The following is a 25,666-nucleotide window of genomic DNA, read 5'->3' as shown; positions in this document are numbered from 1 at the left end:
GACGCGGACCCGCGGCGATCGATCAGTCCTCGTAGGCGTCCATCGGCGGGCAGGTGCAGACGAGGTGGCGATCGCCGAAGGCGTTGTCGATGCGCGACACGTGCGGCCAGAACTTGCTGGCGGCGACCCACGGCGCGGGGAAGGCGGCGACCTCGCGCGGGTAGGGGCGCGCCCACTCGGTGGCGGTGACGACCTCGGCGGTGTGCGGCGCGTGCTTGAGCGGGTTGTTGTCGCGCGGCCACTGGCCCTCCTCGACCTTCCGCACCTCTTCACGGATGGCGATCATCGCGTCGCAGAAGCGGTCGAGCTCGGCCTTCGGCTCGCTCTCGGTCGGCTCGATCATCAGCGTGCCGGCGACCGGGAACGACATCGTCGGCGCGTGGAAGCCGTAGTCCATCAGCCGCTTGGCGAAGTCCTCCGCCTCCATGCCGGCGCTGGCCTTGAGCGGGCGCAGGTCGAGGATGAACTCGTGGGCGACGCGGCCGTGCTCGCCGCGGTACAGCACCGGGTAGTGGCCCTCGAGCCGCTTCGCCATGTAGTTGGCGTTGAGGATCGCGACCTTGGTGGCGCGCGTGAGGCCGGCGGCGCCCATCATCAGGACGTACATGAAGCTGATCGACAGGATGCTCGCGCTGCCCCACGGGGCGGCCGAGATCGGGCCGATCGCCTGGTCGCCGCCGCACTTCACCACGGGGTGCCCGGGCAGGAACGGGGCCAGGTGCGCGGCGACGGCGATCGGGCCCATGCCGGGGCCGCCGCCGCCGTGCGGGATGCAGAAGGTCTTGTGAAGGTTGAGGTGGCAGACGTCGGCGCCGTAGTCGCCTGGACGGCACAGGCCGACCTGCGCGTTCATGTTGGCGCCGTCGAGGTAGACCTGGCCGCCGTGCTCGTGGATGACGCCGCAGATCTCGCGGATCTGGGCCTCGAACACGCCGTGCGTCGAGGGGTAGGTGATCATCAAGGCGGCCAGCTTGCCTTCGTGCTGGGCGGCCTTCTTGCGCAGGTCGTCGACCTCGACGTTGCCGCGCTCGTCGCAGGCGACCGCCACGACCTTGAAGCCGGCGAGCACCGCGGAGGCGGGGTTGGTGCCGTGCGCGGAGGTCGGGATCAGGCAGACGTCGCGGTGGCCCTGGCCGCGGCTCTGGTGATAGGCGCGGATGACGAGGAGGCCGGCGTACTCGCCCTGCGAGCCGGCGTTCGGCTGCAGCGAGACGGCGTGAAAGCCGGTGATGGCGGACAGCGAGCGCCCCAGCGCCTCGAACATCGCCGTGTAGCCGGCGGCCTGGTCGCGCGGGACGAACGGGTGCAGGTCGGCCAGCTCGGGCCACGACAGCGGCTGCATCTCCGAGGTGGCGTTGAGCTTCATCGTGCACGAGCCGAGCGAGATCATCGAGCTCGTGAGCGAGAGGTCGCGGCTCTCGAGCTTGTGGATGTAGCGCAGGAGGTCGTGCTCGCTGTGGTAGGCGCGGAAGACGGGGTGGGTGAGGAACTCGCTCTTGCGCGTCCACTCGCCGAAGCCGAGCTCGGCCCCGCGGGCGAGGTCGGTGACGTCGAGCGCCGTCGGGCCGCCGGCGAACACCTCGAGCAGGGCCGCGACCTCCTCGGCGGTGCTGCGCTCGTCGAGCGCGACGCCGACCCGGCCGGCGTCGATCGGCCGCAGGTTGTAGCCCTTCGCCAGCGCGCGCGCGTGGACGGCGTCGGCGTTGACGCCCTGCAGCGCGACGGTCAGCGTGTCGAAGAACGGGGCGTCGCCGGTGTCGTGGCCGAGCTTGCGCAGGCCGGCCGCGAGCGCGGCGGTCAGCGCGTGGACGCGGGCGCCGATCCGCGAAAGGCCCTGCGGGCCGTGGTAGACGGCGTACATGCCGGCCATGATGGCGAGCAGCACCTGCGCGGTGCAGATGTTGCTGGTCGCCTTGTCGCGGCGGATGTGCTGCTCGCGGGTCTGCATCGCCATGCGGTAGGCCCGCTTGCCGCGCGCGTCGCGGGACACGCCGATGACGCGGCCGGGCAAGAGGCGCTTGTGCTCGTCGCGGCAGGCGAGGAAGGCCGCGTGCGGGCCGCCGTAGCCGAGCGGGACGCCGAAGCGCTGGGCCGAGCCGACGGCGATGTCGGCCCCCATCTCGCCCGGCGGGCGCAGCAACGTGAGCGCGAGCAGGTCGGTGGCGACCACCGCGAGCGCGCCGGCGGCCCGCGCCTTGGCGATGAGCGCCGTCGGGTCGACGATCCGGCCGTAGGTGTCGGGCACCTGCAGGAGGACGCCGCAGACGTCGCCTGTCCCGAAGTCCATGTCCTCAGGGGCAGCCACGCGGACGGTCACGCCGATCGCCTCGGCGCGGGTCTTCACCACCGCGATCGTCTGCGGGTGGCAGTCGTCGGCGACGACGAAGGCGCGCTTCTTGCCGCCGGCGACGTGCAGGCACATCGCCATCGCCTCGGCCGCGGCGGTGCCCTCGTCGAGCAGCGAGGCGTTGCTGAGCGGCAGGCCGGTGAGGTCGCTGATCATCGTCTGGAAGTTGATCAGCGCCTCCAGGCGGCCTTGCGAGATCTCGGCCTGGTACGGCGTGTACTGCGTGTACCAGCCCGGGTTCTCGAGGATGTTGCGGAGGATGACCCCGGGCGTGTGCGCGGCCGAGTAGCCCATGCCGATGAGCGAGCGCAGCACCCGGTTCTGCTGCATCAGCTCGCGGAAGCGGGCCAGCGTCTCGGCCTCGCCGGGCTCGCGGTCGGCCCGGACGTCGGCGCCGAGGTCGAGGCCGCCGGCGATGCGGATCGAGCCGGGCACGGCCTCCTCGACCAGGGCGTCGAGCGACGACAGCCCGAGCGTCTGCAGCATCGCGGCGATGTCGTCGGGGCGGGGCCCGATGTGGCGGTGGACGAAGGTGTCGGTGGGCGCGAGGAGGGCGGCGATCGGGTCGACGGCGGACATCGGCGGAGCGCATAGTAGCCGCGCGCTCTCGGGCCCCCAGGCCCCTCAGGCGAGAGTTTGGGCACTCACCGCCACGCGCTCATGGCGTCGACGATCGTGCGCGCCGCCTCGGGCCGCGCCGCGGTGCGCATGGCGTTGCTCATGGTCTGGAGCCGCTCCGGCGACTGGAGCAGACCGGCGAGCGCGGCGGTCAGCGCGTCGGGCGTCCACTCCGACTCGCGCAGCAGCAGCGCCCCGCCGGCGTCGACCAGCGCGCGGGCGTTCCACTCCTGGTGATTGTCGGTGGCGTGCGGGAAGGGCACCAGCACCGCGGGCTTGCCGACCGCCGTGAGCTCCGACAGCGAGGTGGCGCCGGCGCGGCACAGCACGAGGTCGCACCAGGCGTAGGGCGCGGCCATGTCCTTGAGGAAGGCGGCCACGCGCGCGCGGCTCGCCGAGCCCGAGCGCGGCGTAGCCGGCCTTGACCCGCTCCTCGTCGCCCTTGCCGGTCTGGTGCCAGACCTCGAGGCCCGGCAGCTGCGCCAGCAGGCCCGGCAGGGCGGCCAGCACGGCGTCGTTGATGGCGCGGGCGCCCTGTGAGCCGCCGAACACGAACAGGCGCGGGCCGTGCGCCGCCGCGGGCGCGGCGGAGGTCTCGCCGGCGGCGACGAGCTGGCCCAGGATCTGGCGGCGGATCGGGTTGCCGGCCAGGACGACCTTGCGCGCCGGGAAGCGACTGCGGACGTCAGGAAGGTGCAGAACACCTTGCGCACCAGGCGAGACAGGATCCGGTTGGTGATCCCGGGGATGCTGTTCTGCTCGAGGATGGCGGTCGGGATCCGCAGCATCGACGCGGTCGCCACCACCGGCCCCGAGGCGTAGCCGCCGACGCCGACGACCACGTCGGGCCGCAGCCGGCGCAGCAGCGCGAGGCTCTGCCACCACGCCCGCGGCAGGCGCAGGAGCCCGCGCACGAGGCCCGCGACGCCGCGGCCCTTGATGCCGGCGACGTCGATCAGCTCGAGCGGATAACCATTCTCGGGCACCGCGCGGGCCTCGATGCCGCGGGCGGTGCCGACGAAGTGGACCTCGCCGCCGCGGGCCCGGATCTCCTCGGCCAGCGCGATCCCGGGGAACAGGTGCCCGCCGGTGCCGCCGCCGGCGATCACCACGCGCAGGCCGGCGGTGGTCGCCGCCGCCGCGCCGGCGCGGGCCTGGGGGGCCGGGCCCTGGGCCGTCACCGCCTCGCCGTCCCGCAGCAGGATCCGCGGCAAAACAGGGGTTTCGGCGGTGGTGGCGAGGGCACGGGTCATGACGCCGGGATATAGACCCTTCACTCCGAAGAGGCCATTGGCGGCGCGTGGCGCTGCCGGTGCGGGTCCAGATCTTGACCAGCTTGTCGACCCGGGCCGGGTCGTGCAGGAGGTCGGCCAGGCGCTGGCCGTCGAGGACCTCGAGGAAGCGCTCGCGCGCCTGGGCCAGCGCGCGCACGAGGCCGCAGGCGGGGACGATCGGGCAGGTGTTGTGCTCGCGGTCGAAGCACTCGACGACGTGGAAGTGCGGCTCGGTGGCCCGCACGACCTCGCCGACGCTGACGTCGGCCGGGTCGCGCGCGAGCCGCAGGCCGCCGCCGCGCCCGCGGGCCGAGTCGACGTAGCCGAGCCGCGCCAGCTGGTGCGCGACTTTGACCAGGTGGTGGTTCGAGATCCCGTAGGCGGCGCTGATCTCGGCGACCGGCACCAACCGGTCCCGATGCACCGCCAGATAGAGGAGGGTGCGGAGGGCGTAGTCGGTGAACTGTGTGAGCTGCATGTTCTGCGCTGGCCTCGGGGACAGAAAATATGTATTAACGATACAACTTTTTTCCGGCGAGGCCGGAGGGAGCGAGAGAGCGATGACGAGCCTGTACGACGAGCTGGGCGGGGCCGTGGCGATCGACGCCGCGGTCGACATCTTCTACCGCAAGGTCATGGCCGACGACCTGTTGGCGCCGTTCTTCGACGACGTCGACATGGAGCGGCAGGCGGCCAAGCAGAAGGCGTTCCTGACGATGGTCACCGGCGGCCCGGCGCACTACACCGGCCGCGATATGCGGCGGGCGCACGCCCACCTGGTGGCCGAGGGCATCGGCGACGCCCACTTCGACGCGGTCGTCGGCCACCTCGCCGGCACGCTCAAGGAGCTCGGCGTCTCCGACGACAAGATCGCCCGCGTCGGCGCGCTCGCCGAGTCGGTCCGCAACGACGTCCTGAACCGCGACCCGGCGGTGTGAGCCATGACCGGACGGATCCGCCGCGGCAACCTCGACCTGGTCTTGGAGCCAGGTGAGACGGCGCTCGAGGGCCTCCTCCGCGGCGGCGCCGCGGTCCCGTCGTCGTGCCGCGCCGGGGCGTGCCAGGCCTGCATGCTGCGCGCGGTGTCCGGCGACCCCGGCTCGCTGGCGCAGCAGGGCCTGGCCCCGGCGCTGCGCGAGCAGGGCTGGTTCTTGCCCTGCATGTCCCGCCCGACCGGCGAGCTGGTGATCCAGGAGGGCCCGCCGCCGGCGATCGCCGCGTCGATCGCCGAGGTCACCGAGATCGGCCCGGCGATCGTGCGGGTCCGCCTCGAGCCCGACGAGGAGCTGTCCTATCGGCCAGGTCAGTACGTGCAGCTGATCCAGGGCGACCAGGTCCGCGCGTACTCGCTGGCCAGCTCGCCCGCCGAGGGCCGCGCGCTCGAGCTGCACGTGCGCGTGCACCGGCAGGGCCGCATGAGCCGCTGGCTGGCCGCGGCCGCGCCGGGCACGCGCGTCGGCCTGCGCGGCCCGGCCGGCGCCTGCTTCTACACCGAGGGCCGGCCCGAGCAGCCGCTGCTGCTGGTCGGCACCGGCACCGGCCTGGCGCCGCTCCGCGGCATCGCCCACGACGCCCGCCGCCGCGGCCACACCGGCCCCATCGCGCTGATCCACGGGGCCCGCGACCCGGCCGGGTTCTACCTGGTGGATGAGCTCAAGGGCATGGTCGATGGTTCAGGAAACTTCAGATATGTCCAATGCGCCATGTCCGGAGAGCCATCCGAGGGGCTGGAGATCGGCGACCTCACGCAGGTGACGCTGCGGCTGTTCCCGTCCCTCAAGGGCTGGCGGGTGTTCCTGTGCGGCAGCCCGGACCGCGTCAACGCGCTGAAGAAGCAGTGCTTCCTGCGCGGCGCGGGCCTCAAGGACATCAGCGCCGACGCGTTCCTGACCGCCGAGATGCCGCCGCCGCCGCTGCGGACCCCGGCGAACCGCACGGCGTGAGGCCGCGGCCCCGCGGGTCCTCGCGGCTGTTCCTCGCGCTGGCCGGCGTCACAGGCCCTGCTCGACGCAGTACAGGTGCGAGGACAGGCTGCACATGCGCGTGGCGCAGCCCTGCGTCCAGCGGGCGTCCTTGACCGTGCACTCGCCGACGACCACGTCGTCGAACAGGACGGCGTTCCAGGCGCTGCAGTCGTCGTCGAGGCCGACGCCCATCGGGGTGGTCGCGGTCCAGACCGGGCAGATCCCGCAGTTCGAATCGACGCCGACCTTGTCGCCCAGCTCGGTGATGACGATCGGGTTGAGGAGGGTCCCGTCGACCAGGTCGGCCCAGTTGTCGGCCAGCGGCGCGCCGTCGATCCGCTTGTAGGGCCGCTCCGCGTGCTGGAGGCGCGAGGCCGCGTCGACGTCGCCGGTGCTGAGCCAGGCCCTGAAGGTGCCCTTCAGATCGGCGTCGTCCGCCAGCGCCTGACAGTCCTCGTCGGCCCCGACGAGGCCGCCGAGCTTGGCCGTCGCCGTCGTGCTCGACACGAACACCCGCATGTGCACGCGGGCGCAGCTCTCACAGTTGTCGCCGTCCTCGTCGCACTCCTCGACGCCGGCGTGGACGATGCCGTCGCCGCAGAAGGCGTTCTGGCAGCTGGCGCAGTCGTCGGTCTCGATCGCGTTGCCGTCGTCGCACTGCTCGAAGTCCTCGACGACGCCGTCGCCGCAGGTGGGCGGGGAGGCGCGGTCATCGAGTCGCCGGTCGTGGTCGAGGTGGTCGAGGTCTCGGGCCCGGTGCTGCTCGCAGTGGCAGGCTCGGTGGTCGCTACCTCGGTGGTGGTCGGGCCGGCATCGGTGGAGGTCAAGCCGGGGTCGGTGGTCGTGCCGGTGAGCGGGCTCGTGGTCGGCTCGAGGGTCGTGGTCGAGGTCGTGCTCGAGGTGCTCGCAGTCGAGGTCGTGGTGGTGGTCGTCGTGGTGTCCGGCCCGGAGCTCGTCCCGCTGCCCGGTCCGGTCTCCGACCCGGAGGGCGAGAAACAAGCCGGACTCAGCAATGCCAACACGACCCAGAGCGCGCGGAGCGACCATCGGCGACATTGTTCAGGAGACGGCGCACGCCGTCAAAGCGTCCGACAACGCCCGGAATGTCCACACTGCCCACCGGGTGTTGGCAGGCGCGAATTCGTGCCCGGCGGACATTCGCCCGACGATTCCAGGCAGGGCGTGGGCGATCGAGTCGGCGATCGAAGGGGGGTCCTCTATCGACCGGCCGCGCGCGGATGTCCGTGAAGACGGTCGCGCCAGCGCCATCGCGCCAGCGCGGTGCCTCGAATCGGAGCTCGCCCCTCGCCCGGCGTATCGCAGTACCAGCGATGGTCGTCGCCGGTCCTCGAATGTCCACAGCAGCCGCCGGCGACGAATCACCGACGGCCCGAGGATCTCGTCACCGGAGTCACTCTGGTCTCGAGGCTCCCGCTGGTAACCGAGCTCTCGATGCTGCGTCGCCGCAAGAACGGAGCGCCGCCGTCGCCGCCGATGTGACCGCTGACCGGGCGCATGCACCTGCTCGGCCGCGTCTGGACCGTCGACATCGTGCTTGCGCGGCGGTGCTTCAGCAGGCTTCGAACGGCGAACGTGTGCGCTCAGCGGCCGCGGGGGGCGGCGCCGATCGCCGGGGTGTCGTCGCTGCTGGTGCCGCGCTCGCTGAAGCGCGCGCGCGTAGCAGATGCAGAAGATCGCCAGGATGAGTCCGATTCCTGCCAGCAGGACGACGGAGAACGGGAACTTGTTGGTGGCCACGGGGCCTGTATGGGCCGGATCGAGCAGGCAGCAACCCGGCGAGCGGCCCGCCCGGGAGGGTCGTCGCCCCGGCGCGGCTCGGCAAGCGGGGCTCGCTTCCGCGGCACGCAGGCGGGACACAGGCGGCAGGATGGCCGGGTGTCGCGCCAGGTCGTCTTGAACGACCTGAGCACCGGGTACGCGGTGTGGCTCGGACGAGCACGTCGCCGATGGATCGACAGCGATCGTGGCATGTCCCTGGGGACATGTCGTGAGCCGCGAATGAATGGGCAATGGGGCGCACTGTTTTCTTGCCCCGATGAGGGCGGGCCGAGCCGGCTCGGAGGTCGAGCCGTGCGCGTCGTCGATCGAATATCTGTGGTGCGGGCGTGAACGCGATCGCGGGGATGCGTCGCGCGGCGTCGCATCCCCGGATTGCGCGGGGCAGTGTGCGCCGGGGCGCGCGGCGGACGCGGCGCGGAGCTTCGCGCCGCGGCCGCTCCGCTGCTCGGGCGGCGCCGAGCTGCGACGAGGTCGGACCTGTGCGACGGACTCGCAGCGTCATTCGCAGATGTCCCGAGGGGCAGGTAACGCCGGAGCGTGGCGCGGGTATGTACATTTCGCTGCCAACCCCGGCGACCTGCACGCACACCGACCCCGGGCGCTTCTCCCGCCTTCGCGGATGCGTGGAAACCCCTCGGCAGTCCCGATACCCTGGCCGAGTGGACGATCGCAGTAACGCTGCTCCCTGATCACCATCGAGCTGGACGACGTTCTTCGAATCACGGGCTGGAACCTCCGGGCCGAGCGAGCATTCGGCGTCGCCGCGACCGAGGCGGTCGGCAGACTCATCCGTGAGGTGTTGCCGGTGGCGGGCGACCCCGACGCCTGGGAGAGCGCATTGGTGGCGGATAGCGAGGAGCCCGAGGTTCGAATCATCGCTCGTCCCGATAGGGAGGCGTTGCACTTCGAGGCGTGGTCGCAGCTGACTCGCGGCCAGGACGGGGTGGTCGTCGGGACGACGCTGAGCGGCCACGACGTGACGGCGCAGCAGCGCCAGCTCCGTAGCCTCGGGATCGAGTCGAGGTTGCTGGCGGCGATGCTCGACAACCTCGACCTGGCGGTGTGGGCGATCGACAAGCAGTCGAACTTCGTGCTTCAGCGGGGCAAGGCGCTGCAGACCGCCGGGCTCAAGCGCGACCAGTTCGTCGGCCAGAACTACTTCGACCTGTACGGCGACCTGGAGAACGTCGAGGACATCCGGCGGGCCATCGCCGGCGAGGCCTCGCTGGCGCTGTCGACCGAGGTGTACGGGATCCACTGGACGAGCTGGACCCTGCCGACGCTCGACGACGAGGAGCTGGCGCTGGTCTCGGTCGCGCTCGACGTCACCGATTCGAAGCGCACCGAGATCGAGCTGCGGGCCAAGCTCGACCTGATCGAGCGCCAGCAAGAGGTCATCCGCCAGCTGTCGACGCCGATCATCGAGGTGTGGGACGGCGTGATCACGCTGCCGATCGTCGGCCTGGTCGACACCGTGCGCACGGCGGAGATCATGGACAACCTGCTGCAGGCGGTCACGCGCACGCGGGCCCGCTTCGCGATCCTCGATCTCACCGGCGTCGAGGTGGTGGACACCGGCACCGCGAGCCACCTGATCCGCATGATCCAGTCGATCCGCCTGCTCGGCGCCGAGGGCATCCTCACCGGCATCCATCCGACGATCGCCCAGACGATCGTGTCGCTCGGCGTCGACCTGACGCGCGTGGCAGTGTTCGGCAAGCTGCGCGACGCGCTCGTGTTTTGTCTGGGCAAGCTCGGCAAGCTGTCGCGTGTGAAGGCCTGAGTCGCTCGCGTCAGGGGGCGACGGGGCGACGGAAGCGGATCCAGTCGAAGCGCGCGGTCAGATCGGGCCTTCCGCGGTCGAGGACGCGGCGGTTGTAGGCGCGAACGCGGCCCCACACGAAGTACGACCGCGACGAGTCCCAGTCGGTGTAGGCGATCGGGCCGACCTGCAAGGTCGCCGGCATGTCGGGCTTGTCCTCGCGCCGCGCCAGCACCCAGGCCTCGCCCTCGAAGCGACGCAGCAGCAGGAACGTGGCGCCGCGGCGGACCAGCCGCAGCTCGACCCAGCCGGACTTGCCCGGCGAGAGCTGCAGCCGGCTCTTGCTGCGTACCGTGTTCTTGGTCTCGATCTGCGGCACGTCGCCGTCGCCGGTGCCGGTGGTGATGAAGATCCAGTGCTCCTGGCCTTGCTTCCACGCGCGCGAGCCCTCGGGGTGCGGGGCGCGGGCCATCAATCCGGCGAGCGAGTACTTGCGGCGCGGGACCTCGGTCTCGGCGCCGGTGACTCGCACGCGCGTGGTCACCATGAAGTCGCCGGTGACCTCGCGGAAGAGGAACGGGGCGTGATAGTCGTACAGCCAGAAGCTGGTGAAGGGGACGAAGGTGAGGTGCCCCGGGCTGGTGGTCGCCACGTCGAGCTGCTTGGCCTGATCGGGCCAGTCCTCGGCGCGGCTGAACGACTGCCAGCCGGCGAGGCTGGCCGGGTCCTCGAACTCGTCGTCGAGGGCGGCGAGCTCGTCGGCCGGCGGGTCGGCGGGCGCGGCGAATTGCTGCTCGTCGGCGGCGAGGCGGGCGGTCGGGGCGGGAAGGCGCGTGACGATGCAACCGGGCAAGATGAAGAGCGCAAGGATCAGGGCTCGCATGGCGGGCCGAAGCTAGGAGCCGGCGGCCGCGAGCCCCAGAGCCGCCGGCGACAAAGTTGGGGCCGCTCGCGTCAACGGCCGCGCGGGGTGGTGCCGGTCCAGCGCAGATAGGCGCGCCGGAAGCCGCTCGGGTCGGCGAAGCCGAGGCGCTCGGTGATCTCCTCGAGGCCGAGCCGCGGGTCGCGCAGGAGCTGCTCCGCCCGCCGGCGCCGCACCGAGTCGACGAGGTGCTGGTAGCTGAGGCCCAGCTCGGCGATGCGCCGCTGCAGGGTGCGCCGGCCGACGTGCAGCCGCTCGGCGACGGCGGCGAGCGAGAGGTCGCTGCCCAGCTCGGCCTCGATGGCGGCGACCAATCGCTCGACCCATTCGTCAGGGTGCGGCACCGCCTCGAGGTGAGCCTCGGCCGCCTGCTCGAGGTAACCCACCAGCGCGGGGTCGGCCTCGCGCATGGGCAGGCGCGCGGTCGCGGCCGACAGCACGATCTGGTTGCGCGGCCGGGAGAAGCGCGGGCGGCAGCCGAACAGCGCCACGTGCCCGGCGACGTCGGGCGGCTCCGGGTGCTGGAAGTCCGCCGATTCGGCGCGCACGAGCGCGCCCGACCACGCCGCGGGGAGGGTGAGGAAGCAGCCCATGACCGCCTCGGCGAGGTGACGCGGCCACGGATCGGCGCCCGTCTGCGGGCCGTCGGCGATGGTGAGCGCGCCGTCGTCGGCGAAGGTGGCGTCGTAGTCGCTGGCGTCCATGATGAGCCGCTGGAAGCGCACGACGCGGGCGACCGCCTCGCCGATCGTGGCGCTGTGACGCGCGAGGTAGCCGAGGAGGCCCAGGGCGCGCGGGCTGGCCCGCCCGGCGAAGTGCAGGCCGAAGTCGGGGTCGCCGCTGAGCTCGGGGATCCGCGTCCACAGATCGTCGAGCACGTGGCGCGGCACGCGATCGTCGGGCTCGAGCTCCTCGAGCTTGCTCAGCCCCAGCTCGGCCGCGATCCCGCGCCGCAGCGAGGGCTCCGCTTCGGACAGCAGCTGCGCCAGCCACCCCGCCGACACTGCCCGGCTGGACCTCAGCTCCACCGGCCGGCTCTCCAGGCGTCATGGGCAGGCGGCAGAACGGACGCGGAGACCGGCAGCGGCATGGAGGTCGGCGGCGAGGATACCATCGACGCGCCGGCGGGCGGCTCCCAGGCGGCCGCCGACGAGCAGGCTCGGGCCTGTCCCGAGAGCCAGGGAGGCGACGCTCGCGTCGGCGGACGGTGCGGCGGGGCTTGAAAGCGATCGCCGGGCGACCGCCGGCGGAGGCTCGGCGGGGCTCCGAAGCGCTCACGGGGGCGGCTGCAGGACATGTTCAGAGAGCCAGGTGGTGAGATTCGTGCGGGCCGATGGTGCGGTGAGACGCGCGCGTCGGATGGTACGGCGAGGGAGCGAGCGCCGGGCGGGGATGAGACATGTCCCGAGAGACATTTTGTGATCCTCGCGCGGCGGATGGCGGCGAGGAGCGAGGGCCGGGCGTGGACGAGACATGTCCCGAGGGACATTCTGTGATTCTCGCGCGGCGAGGCGCCGAGACGGGCGTGTGTACCTGTCCAAAAAGGTCATGCGTGAAAACTGGCGCCGGTGGACGTGTCAGCGGCGCTCAGAAGCGGCCGCCGACGACGAGGCCGGCGCCCTGTCCCGAGAGCCAGGCGCCGAGGCGGCGCTCGCGGTGGCGGACGGCGCGGTAGCGCAGGGCCGCGCCGACGAGCAGGGCGGCGCCCACCAGGGCGGCGCTGCCGGCGGCCCATTGCAGGGTGAGGGCCTGCCCGCGGCGCTGTTGATAATCGCTCTGCAGATACTGGTGCGTCGCGTCCTGGTAGGCCCATCCGCCCGCGCCGGCGAGGGCGGTGGCCGCGACGACCCCGGCGACGCCGAAGCCGAGCAGCACGCCGCCGGCCGCGTCGCGGTGCCACGGCGGTCGCTCGGGCGAAGGCGTGGGCGGGGGCAGGGGTTCGGGCAGCGGGTCGGGCAGCGGATCGGGGGCGGCCGGCGTGCACGCCGCGATGCCGTCGTGGGCCTGCCGGGTCGCGGCTTCGGAGGGGCTGGTGGCGATGAACTGGCGGTACAGCGCCACCGCAGCGTCGCACTCGTCGAGCCGCCGGCGCAGCTCGGCGCGGATGAACAGCAGCTCGGGGTGGGGCTCGATCGCGTAGGCGGCGTCGAGCTCGGAGGCCGCGCGGCGCAGGTCGCCCTTCTCGGCGTGACGGCCGGCGCGGTCGTAGTGGGCGCGCGCGGCCCGATCGACGAGGAACGGCTCGCCGCCGGCGCGGGCGGGGCCGGAGGCGAGGCCGAGGACCGCCGCGAGGCCGAGCGCGAGGGCGCGATCAATGGCTCGGCCGCAGCGCATCCAGCACGTTGTCCTTCCTGGCCGGCTTCTTCTTGGTGCCGGTGCGGGCCTTGTTCGGTCGGGTTGCCGACGTCGGCTCGGGCGTCGCTTCGGTGGGCGGGGGCGTCGGTGGTGGTGCGGGAGGCGGCGTAGCGATCACGGGCGCGACGGGCGAGGGCGCCGGAGACGGAGCGTCGACGTCGCGTGATTCGGTCTCTGCGAGCGCCGCGGGCTGCGAGCTCGACGGACGCCACGCGAGCGCCAGAGCGGCCAGGGCGGCGCCACCGAGCAGCAGCGGCGCGACAGGCGATCGCCTCCGCGGTGATGGTTCTGCTCGAGTCGGTGTCGATGAGTTCGGCGTCGATGTCGACGCGACGGGGACAGGCGCGTCGGGCGGGGGGCCGTCGCGCGTGGTCAGGGCGTCGTTCAGGGCGGCGAAGAAGTGGACCGTCTGCGCGTCGTCGGCCGGCAGGGCAGGGAGCGACGGGGCGGCCTGCTCGCCGACGAGCTCGTGGACGAAGCGGCCGAGCGCGAGCGGCGAGGGGCGCAGGCCGAGCTCGTCGGCGACGCGCTCGAGGTCCTCGTGCAGCGCCAGCGCGGTCGCGTGCCGGTGCTCGCGGTCGCGGCTCAGCGCCTTGAGCACCACCGCCTCGAGCGCGGGCGGGTAATCGGCGACGCGGCGCGACGGCGGCGGCACCTCGCCCGACGTGATCAGGTTCATCGTCGCGAACTCGTTGTCCGCGCGGAAGAGCCGCGTCATCGTCGTCATCTCGTAGAGCAGGATCCCGAGCGCGAACACGTCGCTGCGGCGGTCGAGCGGCGCGCCGATGCACTGCTCGGGGGACATGTACGGGACCTTGCCCTTGCGCACCCCGTCGCGCGTGACGCCGGTCGACGACATGACCTTGGCGATGCCGAAGTCGAGCAGCTTGACCTCGCCGGCGCCGGTGAGGAACACGTTGGCCGGCGAGACGTCGCGGTGGACCAGCCCCGAGGGCGCGTCGTCGGGGCCGCGCAGCTCGTGGGCGAAGTGCAGGCCCGCCGACACCCCGAGGCCGACGGTCAGCGCGTGGACGAGCGGCAGCCGCCTGTCCGACTGCGCCAGCTTCGGCAAGAGGCCCGCGAGGCTGTCGCCGTGCAGGTACTCCATCACGTAGAAGAAGCTGCCGCCGGCCTCGCCGAAGTCGTAGACGCGGACGATGTTGGGGTGGTCGAGGGCGGCGGCGAGGCGCGCCTCCTTGACGAACATCTGCACGAACTCGGGGTCGTTCGCGAAGTGCGGCAAGATCCGCTTGATCACGGCAGGCTTGCGGAAGCCCGCGGGCCCGTCGGCCGCGGCGAGGTACACCTCGCCCATGCCGCCACCCGCGAGGCGCCGGATCATCCTGTACTTGCCGGCGATGTGCCCGCTGGTCGTGACTCCGAGGTTACCCGAAAACGCGGCGACCGGGTCGCCTTGCGCGGGGCAGGGCAATCGACGATCATGCCCCTCGCATGCGCGGCGGCCCGGAGCGCGACGACTTCGATCTACGCGACTTCCAGATACTCAAGGCGTGGAGCGCCGGTGATTCGCAGGCCGGCGACGCGCTGGCCCGCCGCCACTACGCCAGCGTCCTGCGCTTTTTCGACCTGAAGGCCGGCAGCCACGCCGAGGACCTGACGCAGAAGACGTTTTTGGCGTGCACGACGGCGATCGCCAACCTGCGCGAGCGGACCAGCTTCCGCGCATTCCTCTTCGGCATCGCCCGCAACCAGCTGCTGCACCACATCCGCAGCCAGTCGCGCGCCGCGGCGACCTTCGACTTCGACGACCTGCGCACCGGCGACGCCGCGGCCACGCCGAGCCGCGTGGTGGCGATGTACGAGGAGCAGCGGCTGCTCCTGCGCGCGCTGCTGCTCGCGGTCGAGGCCCAGATGGTGCTGCAGATGTTCTACTGGGAGAGCATGTCGAACCGCGAGATCGCCGAGGCCCTCGGTGTGCCGCTCAGCACAGTCACGACCCGCGTGTCGCGGGCCCGACAGGCGCTCGAGCGAGCCATCGCCGACATCCCCGGGCTCGACCGTCACCGCACCTTGTTGCTCGAGGGCCTCGATAGTTGGGTCGCGTCGATCGCCGAGCTCAGCCTTGGCGAGCCGGTCGCCCGCGGCTTGTGAGCGCCCGACCGGCCTGCGACACTCGGCGCATGCGCGGGCAGGCGGTTGCGTGGGCGATCGCAGCGACGATGACGGGCGGCTGCGCGCCGCCGCCGTTTCAGTGCGTCGACGACGGGTCGTGCGACCTCATGGCCGGGGGACGCTGCGAGGCGGGCGTCTGCCGGTACGACGGGACCGCGACCGATCCGTCGACCACCGCGGCGACCGAGCCGACGTCCGGCGAGCCAGCGAGCTGTGCCGTATGGGAGCGACCGCTGGGGCTGCCGGGCAAGGCGACCGCCGTCGCGCTCGCGGACGACGGCGGGGCCTTCGTGGTCGGCTTCACCAGCGCGGCGCCGCTCGAGCTGCGGGCGTTGCGGCTCGACGCCGCCGGCGAGCAGGTGTGGTCGCATACGGTCGACGCGACCGAGAGCCCGAGCGTCGACGACGACACCGATCTGTGGGCGCGCCTGTTCGTCCCCGCGGCGAACGAGCTGCTCGTCGTCTACTCGCGGCGCGACCCGGACGACGAGACCGTGACGGTCAAGTCGAGCCCGCACCTCCGGCGAGTGGCGATCGACGGCAGCGGCGTGGTCGGCGAGGCCGAGGCTGGTGCTGCAGATCCACTCGCTGCGCGGCGCGAGCATGCCGGACGCCACGACCTTGCTACTGGCCGGCGAGCGCCAGGAGAACATCTGGTACCAGCGCGCCGGGTCGCTCGGCGGCGCGTGGTCGGCAGCGTGGCCGGCCACGCCCGAGCCGTTCACGCCGGACGCCGCCTTCGATTCGCCGGCGATCGCCCAGGCCATCGCGCTCGCGGGGGAAGAGGTGGCGATCGGCGGGACCTGGAACCTCCCCGGCGGCGACGTCTATACCGCGTGGCTCCGCCGCGTGGCCCTGGGCGACGGCGCGGTCGCGTGCACGTGCGAGGTCGAGGCGGCGGGGATCCTCGCGCTCTTGCCGGTCGACGGCGGTGACGTGATCGTGGCCGGCTATCGCCAGGATCCGTCCATGCGCTCGTCGGCGTGGCTGGCCCGCGTCGAGCCGGGCTGCGCGACAGCCTGTCCGATCGCGTGGGAGCACGCGCTCCCGGGCGCCGAGGCCGACGTGTACTTCGGCCGCGCCGAGCTCGTGCGCGACGCAGTGTTCGCGCTGGTGCCGGCGCCGGGCGGCGGGGTGTTCGCGGCCGGCACCGTCGACCGCGAGCCGTGGGCCGCGCGCTACGCCGACGACGGCGCCGAGCAGTGGGTGATGAAGCGCGGGGCCTCGTCCGGCGCGGCGCTGGCGATCGCGGCGAGCGAGGACGGCTCGTGCCTGACCCTCGTCGGCAGCGAGAAGTACGGCAACTACGCCGAGCGCTCGTGGTGGGCGCGGCGCGTGTCGCTGCCTCCGTGATCGTGGGCTGCCCGCGATCGGTGTGAAGGACGGGACGCACCCGCTCGCGGGCGCGCGCGAAAAAAATCGTCGAGGCGGTGAGACAAGCCGGGCGGGGTCGGGAACTCCACCGACATCAGGAGAGCGCGATGACTCGCATGCGCACCACGAAGACTCTCGACTTGCCCCTGCTCGCCATGCTCCTCGCCATCGGCTGCGTCGAAGAGGGCGAGGCCGTGCCGGATGACGATGACGCGCCGAACAGCGACGTGGGAGTGGACGTCGCGGCGGAGCACGAAGAATGGAGAACGAGCTCGAAGGGCTGGTAGCGACGCCGCCGCCGCCCGGGACCTCGGTGTGGTCGGAGACCTTGTACGCCGACGGCACGACGCGGCAGTTCATGCTGCACACGACCGCGGACGGCGAGGTCGTGTTCGAAGAGCTGGTCGACGACCGGATCTCCGCCGGCCCGCCGGAGGAGCTGCTGGCGCTGGATCCGTGCTCGGACGACGCCTACATCCACACGGGCTGGCGCTGGGACACGAAGCTGCGCTGGTACTTCCACGCCGGCTCGACCCCGAGCGAGCTCGACGTCGACGCGGCGGAGGCGGCGATCGAGGCCGCGACGTCGAACATCACCGGCAGTCACAACAGCTGCGGCCTGGCGGACGAGGTCGGGGCGTCGCACGAGTACCTCGGGCGCAAGAGCAAGGCCGCGAACATCAACAGCAGCGGCGACTGTCTCACGTCCGACGGGGTCAACGTGGTCTCGTTCGGCGACCTGCCCACGGGCACTCTGGCGACCGCGTGCGTGTGGTTCTCCGGCGGCGTGGCCAAGGAGGGCGACGTGCAGCTCAACAAGGCCGACCACGACTGGACCACGAGCCCCGGCTCCGTCTCGTGTTCGAGCAGTTCAGCGTCAAGGCCGTGATGACGCACGAGCGCGGCCACACCTTCGGCCTCGGGCACGTCGGCGAGAGCAGCCACGGCGACTTGACGATGAGCCCGACGATCAACGGGCCGTGCCAGGACAGCGAATCCACCCTCGGCGAGGGCGACGTCGCCGGTTTGCGCGCGCTCTACTGATTCGTTCGGCGCGCTTCACCTCGCAGTTCAGATCGGAGTTTTTTATGAAAATCGGCGCGACCATCGTCAAGGACGAGATCGGCTACTGGAAGCCCAAGCTGGCCAAGAACGAGTGGATGCGGATCTTCCCCAACTCGGACGGGATGCTGCCGGCGTGGGACGACCCGCGGTTCAAATACATGCAGGACGTCGGCGGCCAGCCTTTCGCCTCGACCAAGCTCGACGGCGACACCAACAAGATCAAGGCGCTGCGGACGCGGCTCCTCGACCTGCCGGGCTGGATCTCGACGCTGTGGCTGACCGACCGCCACGAGCCCGAGGGCGACTTCACCGCTTCGCAGTACAAGGCGCACTTCAAGCTGTACTTCGACATGATCAAGGGCTTGCCCGCGGACATCCGCGCGCGGATCAAGTGCGGCCCGGTGCTGACCCGTCAGGCGACCGAGAACTCGGGCGGCCTCGGCACCTACGCGACCTACGACCCCGGCGTCGGCGACTTCTTCGGCGTCGACATGTACGGCAACTCGTGGGGCTCGGGCGGCAAGGCGGCGACGTCGTACGTCGACCCCAAGACGTTCCTGGCCAAGGTCAAGACCTACGACAGCAAGGGCCGGCAGAAGTTGTTCCCCGAGATCGGCTACGTCGGCCTGCCCTTCGACTCCGACGGCAGCAAGCGCGCGCAGTGGATCGAGGGCATCACGCAAGAGCTCAAGACCTGGTCGAACTTCGTCGGCTACATCTGGTGGAACGCCAACGGCAAGGAGGGCAGCTCGATCTCCGGCCTCGGCACCAAGCGCTACTTCCAGCTCGACCGCCGCCACACCGGCACCGACGGGTCGTACAAGACCTTGAACCCGGCGCTGCCGCTCAACAAGTTCAACAGCTTCAAGGGGATCTGACGATCTCGGTCCCAGGCACTCACGACAAAGGAATCAGCACCATGGATCGTCGCAATTCCTCGGCCTCGCCTCGTTTGCCGGCCTCTCGGTCGCCTCCCTCGACGCGCTCGCCCGCCCCGGCGCGCGCGGCCTGCCGCCGCTGGCGGAGACCTACCGCGGCCCGCGGTTCTTGACGATCAGCGCCCGCGGCGGCTGGGATCCGACCTCGCTGTGCGATCCGAAGGGCGCGGCCGGCCCGGGCGACCGCGACGCGGTCAACGCCGCGTTCCTCGCCCGCGACATCGCCACCACCGCGAGCGGGATCCGCTACGCCCCGCTGGCCGGGTTCCGCCGCTTCTTCGAAAAGCACGACCGCCGCTTGCTGGTGATCAACGGCGTCGACGTCGGCACCCTCGGCCACGAGGACGGCGCCCGTCACGTGTGGTCGGGCCGGCGCAGCGACGACGCGCCGAGCTTCGCGGCGCTGGTGGCCGCGATCCACGGCGGCGCGCGCGAGGCCGGCTTCCTCAGCTTCGGCGGCTACGAGGAGACGGGCGGGATGGTCGCGCCGACCCGCATGGCCGACGTGCGCGCGCCGGCTCGCGCCGAGAACTTCGACCGCGTCGATCCGCGGGCCGACGCGATCCGCTTCGGCGGGCCGCTCGGCACGATCCACGCCTCGCGCACGGGCGCCGAGGATGCGCGCGCTGCAGCGGCGGCTGCCCACCCTCGACGACGGGCCCAATCCGCTGATCCGCCAGGTCCAGGTGGCGCTGGCGGCCTTCCGCGCGGGGGTCAGCGTGGCGGTCAACCTCGAGCTCGACGGCTTCGACACGCACGTCGATCACGACGCCGAGCACGGGCCCCTGCTCGCGCAATTGCTGGCGGCGGTCGACTTCGCCGGCGAGGAGGCCGAGCGCCAGGGCGTCGCCGACGACCTGGTGATCGTGGTGAGCTCCGAGTTCGGCCGCACCTCCCACTACAACGCGCTGCGCGGCAAGGACCACGGGCCCGTCACCAGCGTGCTGGCGCTCGGCAAGGGCATCGCGGGCGGGCGGGTCGTCGGCGCGACGAACGAGCGCCACGAGGCCCTGGCCGTCGACCCTGCGACCCTCGCGGTCCGCGAGGGCGGGGTGCGCATCGAGCCCAAGCATGTCCATCAAGAGCTGCGCCGCCTGGCCGGCATCGCCGAGGCCTGCGAGGCGCTGTACCCGCTCGACGTCGCGGATGGCGAGGACCTGCGCCTGTTCGGCGCTCGCGGCGAGGCGGCGCGGGTCGTCGCGTGAAATGAACTCGAGGACATGTCGATGAGGACATGTCCTCGGGCTCCCGGTCGAGCGGGGCGTGGGGGCCGCGCGGAGAATAGGATGGCGAACAGGACATGTCGACCGGAACATGTCCCAAGAGTCATTGTAGTGAGGCGCGGATGCTCCGCCGGGCGGGGAGACCGTCACTCCTGCGAGCGGATCTTGCACAGCTTGAGCCACCCCTGCACCTCGGGGTCGGGGAGCTGCGCGCCGAAGTCGAGGCAGCCGGAGAAGTCGCCGAGCTCCATCGCCGCCTTGGTCTGGAGCTTGCGCGCCTCGACCTCGGAGGCCCAACACTCGCGGCGGCGGCTCTGGTCGCGCAGCACGCTCCACCGCTGCGTGCGGCGGGCCTCCGTCGCCTTGCTGCGGATCCGCTCGCAGCGCGGCGTGAGGTGCTCCTCGCCGCGGCCGGCCGACTCCGAAGTCCCCGCTGCGCCCGGCAGAGCCGCCGCGTCCGGATCCTGCGACGGACGGCGGGTCGAAGGCTTGATGCCCGCGTCAGGCTTCCGCGGCGTCGGCTCCGGCAAGGGCGGCGGGGCGACGACGGGGGCCGGTGCCGCGGGAGCCACGGCTACCGGCTGCGGTTCGGGCGGCGCGGGCGAGGCCGCAGGCGGCGGTGAGGCCGGCGCCGCTGCGGCGGGCTCCTCGAGCGCCTCCGACGGCCACGCCACGAACGCGATGCCGGCCGCCAGCGCCGCGCCGAGCCCGAGCACGACCGGCCACACGCGGCGGCGCTGCGGCGTCGCGCTCACGGCGATGTCCTCCGCCGCGAGCGGGGCCTGGCGGCGCAGGTCGGCGAGCACCGCGTCGACGCGAGGCACCAGCGCCGCGCCGTCGGCCGGGCGCGCGGCGGGATCGATGCTGAGGCAGTCGGCGATCAGCCGCACGAGGCGCGGGGGCAGGCCGGGGCGGCGGGCGTCGATCGACGGCGCCGGGTGCAGCAGCTTGAAGTTGAGCAGCTCGAACGCGTGCCTGGCGGTGAACGGCAGCGAGCCGGACAGCAGCTCGTAGAGCATCACGCCGAACGCGTAGACATCCATGGCCGGCGTCGCCGCGACGCTCGTGGCCTGCTCCGGCGCCATGTAGTCGGCCGGGCTCGAGTGAGCGCCGGCCTCCGAGTGCTCGCCCGACTCGCCGCCCAGCGCGAGCTTGGCGGCGAGCCCGAAGTCGAGCAGCTTGACGACCTCGTCGCCTCCCTGGGTCGCCACCATCACGCTGCTGGGCTTGAGGGCGCGGTGCACGATCCCCGCCCCGTGGGCCGCCGCGAGGGCCAGAGCGACCTGCCGCATGAGCACGCACGCGCGGTCGGCGTCGAACACCAGCACCTCCTCGAGCTCGTGGGCGAGGTTGCGACCCTCGAGGTGCTCCATGACCACGAACAGGCGGCCGTCCGGCAGCGCGCCGGCGTCGAACACCTCGACGAGGTGCGGGTGGCCGAGCGACCCGGCCTTGCACGCCTCGGCGCGGAAGCGGCGGGCGATCGAGGCGCGCGCGCTGGGCTCGGGGTTCAGGACCTTGATCGCCACCTGGCGCCCGACCTCGGCGTGCTCGGCGAGGTACACGGCGCCCATGCCGCCCTCGCCGATCGCCGCGACGATTCGGTAGCGCCCGTCGATCAATGTCCCCGGGGACATGTCCCTTGGGTCAGAGGCCACGAACGCGTCGGGCGCACTGGCTGCGAAGCTGTCCATCGGCAGATCCGTACGAACGTCCGAGGGTAACATGACCTCCGCGGGCGCCGCCCGAGTCCGCGTCCGCTGCCGGTCGTCGCGGGCAGCCGGTGACCCTCGTTCAATACCGGCGCGTCGCGGTTGCGCACGCTCGCGCCGCGAAGTCGAGGTCGGGATCGCGGCGACAGGGCGGCGGCGATCTCGATCGTGCACACATCGGCGTACTGTCATTCCCGCGCCGCGACGTGGAGGCCGGGAGTGCGGCGCCAGAGCGGCGGCGATCTCGATCGGGCACACATCGGCGTACTGTCATTCTGGCGCGGAAACGTGGAGGTCGGGATCGCGGCGCCAGAGCGGCGGCCATCTCGATCGTGCACACATCGGCGTACTGTCATTCGTGGTTCGTCGCGGGGCCGCGCGCCGACGCGCGGGGGCGGCGAGCGCGGCGGGCGCGGGCGGCGATCTCGAGACCGCGGCCGATCGCCGCCGGTGAAGCACGCAGCGTCGGCGCCGGCGAACGCGCAGGCGAGCGACGCGAGGGCAGGAGGTGAGTGCCCGGCGCGGACGAAGCGGCCTCGGTGTATCGAACGAGATGTCCAAAAGGACATATGTTCATACCGGCCGCTCGCCGACCGCGATGCGCCGCCGAACGCCCCCTGCACGATGCGCGCCGAGGTTGTCCCTCACGACGCGGTCTCCGGGCCGCCATGTGCCGCTCGCCGCCTCGTTCTGCCCGCTCGTCCGCGGCCGAAGCGCCGCCCTTAGTGACGGCTTCGAGGTGCCTGCGCGCGGGTCGACCCGGAACCCGACAGGCCATTGTCCGCCGGCTGTGCTCGTCGGCGTCCGCGGCGACGCCCATGCTCAAGAGGAGTCTTCCATGGCGAATAGCGAGACCATCCGTTCCCCGTCGGCTGCCTGTCGTTCGCTGCTGCTCGCGGCGTCGCTCCCGCTCGCGGCTCCCGCAGCGACGCGCGGGGAGGACGCCCCGCAGTACGTCGATGCGTCGGACTACGTGCAGGGCGAGGCCCAGATCGACGCGTGGTTCTCGATGCTCTCGCAGTTGAAGCGGGGCTTCGACGAGATCTGCGGCGACACTTTCTGTGAAGGCGACTACAGCAACATCGAGTCGCTGCGTTATCGCTGCTCGGTGCACCAGGCCAGCGGCCGCATCGGGACGTGCGTGTGGGTGTTCGCCGCCAGCGAGGAGGAGATCGATCCGGCGACCGGCGAGATCACGGTCGTGCCGAAGTTCTGGCGCTGCCCCACGCCGCTGGCCCACGGTACGACCCTCGAGGAGCTGTTGTCCGCGCTCGCGGGGCCCTCGGCGCTCGACGCACCGTTACCGCGGAGCGACCGCTCGATCTACGACGGCCTGATCGACTGTCTGTGAGGCAGAGAAGGCGGCCTGGTTCAGGCCGCGCGGGGGGGCGGAGCTCCACCCGCGTGAGACTTGCCGTGCGACGAGTCGGAGGGGATGCGTGCTCGGCGGTGCGATCGACCCCTGCATCGCGGCGCGAGGTCGGCGACAGCGGGCTCGACGGGTGTTCGCGGGGCGCGAGGCTCACGCGAACCGAGGAATTACCCGGGCTCCGACGGTCGCGGCTCCGGCCTCAAAAGCGGCGCTGTGTACGCAGAACGGCGCGCTGCGGCCCCGTTGCTGTGATTTCAGGCCCGACAAAGCGGCGCGGCGCCTGTGCTGATTTGCCGCGCCTCGTTTCCGCGCCACATCTTCCCCGGTCGCACCCGGCGCCGACAGGCGCCGCGACAAGGAGAAATTCGTCATGGCAAAGCCCCAGATCTACGACGTCTTGCACCGCGAACACGAAGAGGTCAGCGAGCTGTTCCACCAGCTCGAGGAGGCCAAGGGCGCCGAGGCGCTGGAGCTGTTCGCCCGGCTCAAGCAGAAGTTGGTGCCGCACGCGCGCGCCGAGGAGGCCGTGGTCTATCCGCGGTTCCTCGAGGAGCAGAACGCCGCCGACATCACCCGCGAGGGCATCGAGGAGCACAAGCAGGTCGACAACCTGATCGCCGAGCTCGACGCGATGACCCCCGACAACGACGGGGTATGGAAGGCCAAGGTCAAGGTGCTCGCCGACATGGTGGGTCACCACGTCGACGAGGAGGAGGGCGAGATGTTCCCGCTGGCCAAGCAGGTCGTCAGCGACCGCGAGGCCGAGCAACTGGCCGAGGATTACGCGCGCGAGCGCGACTCCTTCATCGAGGACATCCGCGCCGACCAGCGCGACGCGGCCGAGTGACATCCGCGGCCCGCGACTGTCCGAAGGGACAGATCGCCGGCCGCCCGCGCGAGGCCGGAGGTGGGCAAGGAGGACGAGACCCGTCCTCGTCGGATGCGCGCGTGACGAGCGAGGGCAGCTGCGCCCGCAGCGGAAGCGCGAGCCGTGAGCGGTCGCGCCCGGCTCAGTCGGCTGTCTCTTCGCGCAGCTCGCCCTGGTCGATGCGCCAGGTGACGCGGGTGCAGGCGCGGGCGAACGCGTCGTCGTGGCTGACTACCAGCAGCGCGCCCGGGAACTCCGCCAGGGCCGCCTCGAGCCGCTCGACGGCCGGGAGGTCGAGGTGGTTGGTCGGCTCGTCGAGGACGAGGCCCCACACCGGTCGGCCGAGCCCGAACGCGAGCAGCAGCTTGCGCGCCTCGCCCGGCGAGGGTCGGCGCGAGCGCAGCAGGGCGCCCGGGTCGACGCCGAGCGCGGCGACCACCGCGAGCACTTTGCCGCGCTCGTCCGGCGGGAGCGCGCGCACGGCGTCGAGGTGGGCCACGGCTTCCTGTTCGGACATGTCCTGAGGGACATAGAGGACCCGGGCCGGCGGGCAGCGCAGGCGGGCCAGGAGGGCCCGGATCAGCGTGGTCTTGCCGGCGCCGTTGGGGCCGGCGAGGCGGACGTGGGCGTCGCGGGCCAGCGCCACCTGCACCGGGCCGAGCACCCGCCGGTCACCCGCGCGCAGCTCCGGCACGTCGAGCGCGGCGAGGTAGGCCGACGGAGCGCGCTCGCCGGCCACGGCGATCGGCCCGCCGAGCTCGCCCTCGTAGGCGTGGTCGGCCAGGGCCGAGGCGCTGCGGTCGAGGGCGCGCCGCAGCACGCTCGCGCCGCGCCCGAGCGACTTCTCCGACCACTCGGCGAGGGTGGCGGCGCCGAGGGTGCGCGAGTCGCTGTCGTGCTTGCCCTTGCTGCGGACCCGCCGGCTGCGGTTGGCGGTCGCCCCCGCGAGGGCGCGGCGCTGGTCGTCGAGGCGGCCCTCGATCCGGCGGTGCTGGCTCTGCAGCGCCGCGTGGGCGGCGTTGTGCTCGGCGCGCTCGGCCTCCCAGGCGCGGCGGGCCCGGCTGTAAGGCAGGTCCCAGGTCTGCACGCCGCCGCCCGCGACTCGCAGGGTCTGTTCGGTGAGGGTGTCGAGCAGCGCGCGGTCGTGGCTGACGACCACGCCGAGGCCGTGAAAGCCCCGCAGCGCGCCGACCAGCAGCTTGCGGCCGGCGTGGTCGAGGTGGTTGGTCGGCTCGTCGAGCAGCAGCACTTCGGGCTCGTCGAGCAGCGCTGCGCCGATCTGCCAGCGCTTGCGCTCCCCGGGCGACAGGCTGGCCCAGCGGGCGAGACCGGCGGGGTCGAGCGCGAGCTCGCCGAGCAGGCGCCGCGCGGCCCCGTCGTCGCGGGCGGCGAAGCGCGCGATCTCGGGGGTGCAGGCCTCCACGCTCTGAGGACATGTCGTGAGGGACAGGTCCCCAGGCTCGCGCTGGATCGATCCGGCGGTCGGCTCGAGCTCGCCCGTGAGCAGGCGCAGGAGGGTGGTCTTGCCGGCGCCGTTGGCCCCGACGAGGCCGGTCCAGCCGGGTACGAGGTGCAGGTCGACGCCCGAGAGCAGCGGGAGGTCGCCGAACGAGAACGCGAGGTCGCGACAGAGGATGGTGGCCATGAAGATGCTCCTGAATCTCGCCCGCGGCCGAATTCGGCGGGTTGCGGGCGGCTGGGGGACAGCGGGATTCAGGCGTGCAGCTTCAAGGGCGGGCCAGCTCCGAGGAGGTTCGAGGTGTTCGACCATAGCCGCACGCCGGGAGCCGCGCAAGGGGGCGCGCTTCGCGGTGCGCGGGGCCGAGGGTCGAAGCCGACTGCGGCGATCGGTCTCACTGCGACGTCGACCTCGCGCGCGTGAACCGACGCGGTGCCGGCGGACCGTCGACATCGCGACGGGTCTGCGTCGTCGCGTTCG

At 72.3% G+C, this 25,666-nt stretch carries 23 protein-coding genes and 2 pseudogenes; 12 read left to right on the top strand and 13 right to left on the bottom strand.

Annotated features, from left to right (window positions below):
- Positions 1-22 precede the first annotated feature (22 nt).
- From gcvP to OV079_RS19735, 4 genes and pseudogenes are all read right to left on the bottom strand, one after another.
- Positions 23-2,926, bottom strand: coding sequence for an aminomethyl-transferring glycine dehydrogenase (gcvP, locus tag OV079_RS19745; protein ID WP_267770384.1), 2,904 nt, complete (start codon positions 2,924-2,926; stop codon positions 23-25).
- Positions 2,927-2,991: 65 nt separating this feature from the next.
- On the bottom strand, positions 2,992-3,345 hold the full coding sequence (locus OV079_RS58210) for a UDP-N-acetylglucosamine--N-acetylmuramyl-(pentapeptide) pyrophosphoryl-undecaprenol N-acetylglucosamine transferase (RefSeq protein WP_420829528.1): 354 nt from the start codon (positions 3,343-3,345) through the stop codon (positions 2,992-2,994).
- A 330-nt stretch (positions 3,346-3,675) separates the two neighbouring features.
- Positions 3,676-4,218, bottom strand: a pseudogene (locus OV079_RS58205) (UDP-N-acetylglucosamine--N-acetylmuramyl-(pentapeptide) pyrophosphoryl-undecaprenol N-acetylglucosamine transferase); the annotation flags it as partial.
- 160 nt (positions 4,219-4,378) lie between these two features.
- Positions 4,379-4,717, bottom strand: a pseudogene (locus OV079_RS19735) (RrF2 family transcriptional regulator); the annotation flags it as partial.
- An 82-nt stretch (positions 4,718-4,799) separates the two neighbouring features.
- On the opposite strand from OV079_RS19735, the gene OV079_RS19730 reads away from it, so the two are divergent.
- Both OV079_RS19730 and OV079_RS19725 read left to right on the top strand, forming a co-directional pair.
- A complete protein-coding gene (locus OV079_RS19730; RefSeq protein ID WP_267770382.1) occupies positions 4,800-5,177 on the top strand; it encodes a group I truncated hemoglobin in 378 nt (125 codons plus the stop codon).
- 3 nt (positions 5,178-5,180) lie between these two features.
- The gene (locus OV079_RS19725; protein ID WP_267770381.1) at positions 5,181-6,182 is read left to right on the top strand and encodes an FAD-binding oxidoreductase; all 1,002 of its coding nucleotides are present in this window, start codon (positions 5,181-5,183) and stop codon (positions 6,180-6,182) included.
- A gap of 48 nt (positions 6,183-6,230) precedes the next feature.
- Here the strand turns inward: OV079_RS19725 and OV079_RS19720 are convergent, their stop codons facing one another.
- Positions 6,231-7,202, bottom strand: coding sequence for a DUF4215 domain-containing protein (locus OV079_RS19720; RefSeq protein WP_267770380.1), 972 nt, complete (start codon positions 7,200-7,202; stop codon positions 6,231-6,233).
- 60 nt (positions 7,203-7,262) lie between these two features.
- A complete protein-coding gene (locus OV079_RS19715) occupies positions 7,263-7,961 on the bottom strand; it encodes a hypothetical protein (RefSeq protein ID WP_267770379.1) in 699 nt (232 codons plus the stop codon).
- Positions 7,962-8,901: 940 nt separating this feature from the next.
- On the opposite strand from OV079_RS19715, the gene OV079_RS19710 reads away from it, so the two are divergent.
- A complete protein-coding gene (locus tag OV079_RS19710; RefSeq protein ID WP_267770378.1) occupies positions 8,902-9,786 on the top strand; it encodes an STAS domain-containing protein in 885 nt (294 codons plus the stop codon).
- Between the two features lie 10 nt (positions 9,787-9,796).
- On the opposite strand, the gene OV079_RS19705 is transcribed toward OV079_RS19710, so the two are convergent.
- The 4 genes from OV079_RS19705 to OV079_RS19690 form a co-directional block, all read right to left on the bottom strand.
- Positions 9,797-10,648, bottom strand: a complete 852-nt coding sequence (locus OV079_RS19705; RefSeq protein WP_267770377.1) for a DUF1349 domain-containing protein — start codon at positions 10,646-10,648, stop codon at positions 9,797-9,799.
- Between the two features lie 71 nt (positions 10,649-10,719).
- Positions 10,720-11,715 (bottom strand): AraC family transcriptional regulator ligand-binding domain-containing protein, encoded by a 996-nt coding sequence (locus OV079_RS19700; protein ID WP_267770376.1) that lies wholly within the window; start codon positions 11,713-11,715, stop codon positions 10,720-10,722.
- A gap of 559 nt (positions 11,716-12,274) precedes the next feature.
- Positions 12,275-13,021: a tetratricopeptide repeat protein gene (locus OV079_RS19695; RefSeq protein WP_267770375.1), complete on the bottom strand. Its 747-nt coding sequence runs from the start codon at positions 13,019-13,021 to the stop codon at positions 12,275-12,277.
- Positions 12,999-14,474, bottom strand: coding sequence for a serine/threonine protein kinase (locus OV079_RS19690; protein WP_267770374.1), 1,476 nt, complete (start codon positions 14,472-14,474; stop codon positions 12,999-13,001). The genes OV079_RS19695 and OV079_RS19690 overlap by 23 nt, the downstream gene beginning before the upstream one ends.
- 20 nt (positions 14,475-14,494) lie before the next feature.
- Here OV079_RS19690 and OV079_RS19685 point away from each other — a divergent pair, with 20 nt between their 5' ends.
- The 6 genes from OV079_RS19685 (at position 14,495) to OV079_RS19660 (ending at position 18,492) form a co-directional block, all read left to right on the top strand.
- Positions 14,495-15,154 carry an RNA polymerase sigma factor gene (locus OV079_RS19685; RefSeq protein ID WP_267770373.1) on the top strand — a complete coding sequence of 220 codons (660 nt, stop codon included), beginning with the start codon at positions 14,495-14,497 and terminating at the stop codon, positions 15,152-15,154.
- Positions 15,155-15,745: 591 nt separating this feature from the next.
- Entirely contained in the window at positions 15,746-16,528 is a 783-nt protein-coding gene (locus tag OV079_RS19680) for a hypothetical protein (protein WP_267770372.1), read from the top strand.
- Positions 16,529-16,656: 128 nt separating this feature from the next.
- Complete coding sequence (locus OV079_RS19675) at positions 16,657-16,836, top strand: hypothetical protein (RefSeq protein ID WP_267770371.1); 180 nt, start codon at positions 16,657-16,659, stop codon at positions 16,834-16,836.
- The gene (locus tag OV079_RS19670) at positions 16,809-17,438 is read left to right on the top strand and encodes a hypothetical protein (RefSeq protein ID WP_267770370.1); all 630 of its coding nucleotides are present in this window, start codon (positions 16,809-16,811) and stop codon (positions 17,436-17,438) included. The genes OV079_RS19675 and OV079_RS19670 overlap by 28 nt, the downstream gene beginning before the upstream one ends.
- A complete protein-coding gene (locus OV079_RS56080; protein WP_338089092.1) occupies positions 17,321-17,593 on the top strand; it encodes a matrixin family metalloprotease in 273 nt (90 codons plus the stop codon). The genes OV079_RS19670 and OV079_RS56080 overlap by 118 nt, the downstream gene beginning before the upstream one ends.
- A gap of 44 nt (positions 17,594-17,637) precedes the next feature.
- The gene (locus OV079_RS19660; RefSeq protein ID WP_267770369.1) at positions 17,638-18,492 is read left to right on the top strand and encodes a hypothetical protein; all 855 of its coding nucleotides are present in this window, start codon (positions 17,638-17,640) and stop codon (positions 18,490-18,492) included.
- Between the two features lie 19 nt (positions 18,493-18,511).
- On the opposite strand, the gene OV079_RS19655 is transcribed toward OV079_RS19660, so the two are convergent.
- Positions 18,512-19,147 (bottom strand): hypothetical protein, encoded by a 636-nt coding sequence (locus tag OV079_RS19655; RefSeq protein WP_267770368.1) that lies wholly within the window; start codon positions 19,145-19,147, stop codon positions 18,512-18,514.
- 22 nt (positions 19,148-19,169) lie between these two features.
- Here OV079_RS19655 and OV079_RS19650 point away from each other — a divergent pair, with 22 nt between their 5' ends.
- A complete protein-coding gene (locus tag OV079_RS19650; protein WP_267770367.1) occupies positions 19,170-19,757 on the top strand; it encodes a DUF1501 domain-containing protein in 588 nt (195 codons plus the stop codon).
- Positions 19,758-19,921: 164 nt separating this feature from the next.
- Here the strand turns inward: OV079_RS19650 and OV079_RS19645 are convergent, their stop codons facing one another.
- Positions 19,922-21,469: a serine/threonine-protein kinase gene (locus tag OV079_RS19645; RefSeq protein ID WP_267770366.1), complete on the bottom strand. Its 1,548-nt coding sequence runs from the start codon at positions 21,467-21,469 to the stop codon at positions 19,922-19,924.
- Positions 21,470-22,325: 856 nt separating this feature from the next.
- On the opposite strand from OV079_RS19645, the gene OV079_RS19640 reads away from it, so the two are divergent.
- On the top strand, positions 22,326-22,838 hold the full coding sequence (locus OV079_RS19640) for a hypothetical protein (RefSeq protein WP_267770365.1): 513 nt from the start codon (positions 22,326-22,328) through the stop codon (positions 22,836-22,838).
- 391 nt (positions 22,839-23,229) lie between these two features.
- Positions 23,230-23,706, top strand: coding sequence for a hemerythrin domain-containing protein (locus OV079_RS19635; RefSeq protein WP_267770364.1), 477 nt, complete (start codon positions 23,230-23,232; stop codon positions 23,704-23,706).
- Positions 23,707-23,869: 163 nt separating this feature from the next.
- Here the strand turns inward: OV079_RS19635 and OV079_RS19630 are convergent, their stop codons facing one another.
- Positions 23,870-25,372, bottom strand: coding sequence for an ATP-binding cassette domain-containing protein (locus OV079_RS19630; RefSeq protein ID WP_267770363.1), 1,503 nt, complete (start codon positions 25,370-25,372; stop codon positions 23,870-23,872).
- Positions 25,373-25,666: the final 294 nt, after the last annotated feature.

Source organism: Nannocystis pusilla, assembly GCF_026626665.1.
GTDB lineage: Bacteria > Myxococcota_A > Polyangia > Nannocystales > Nannocystaceae > Nannocystis > Nannocystis pusilla.
This window is presented reverse-complemented; position numbering and strand designations above follow the sequence as displayed.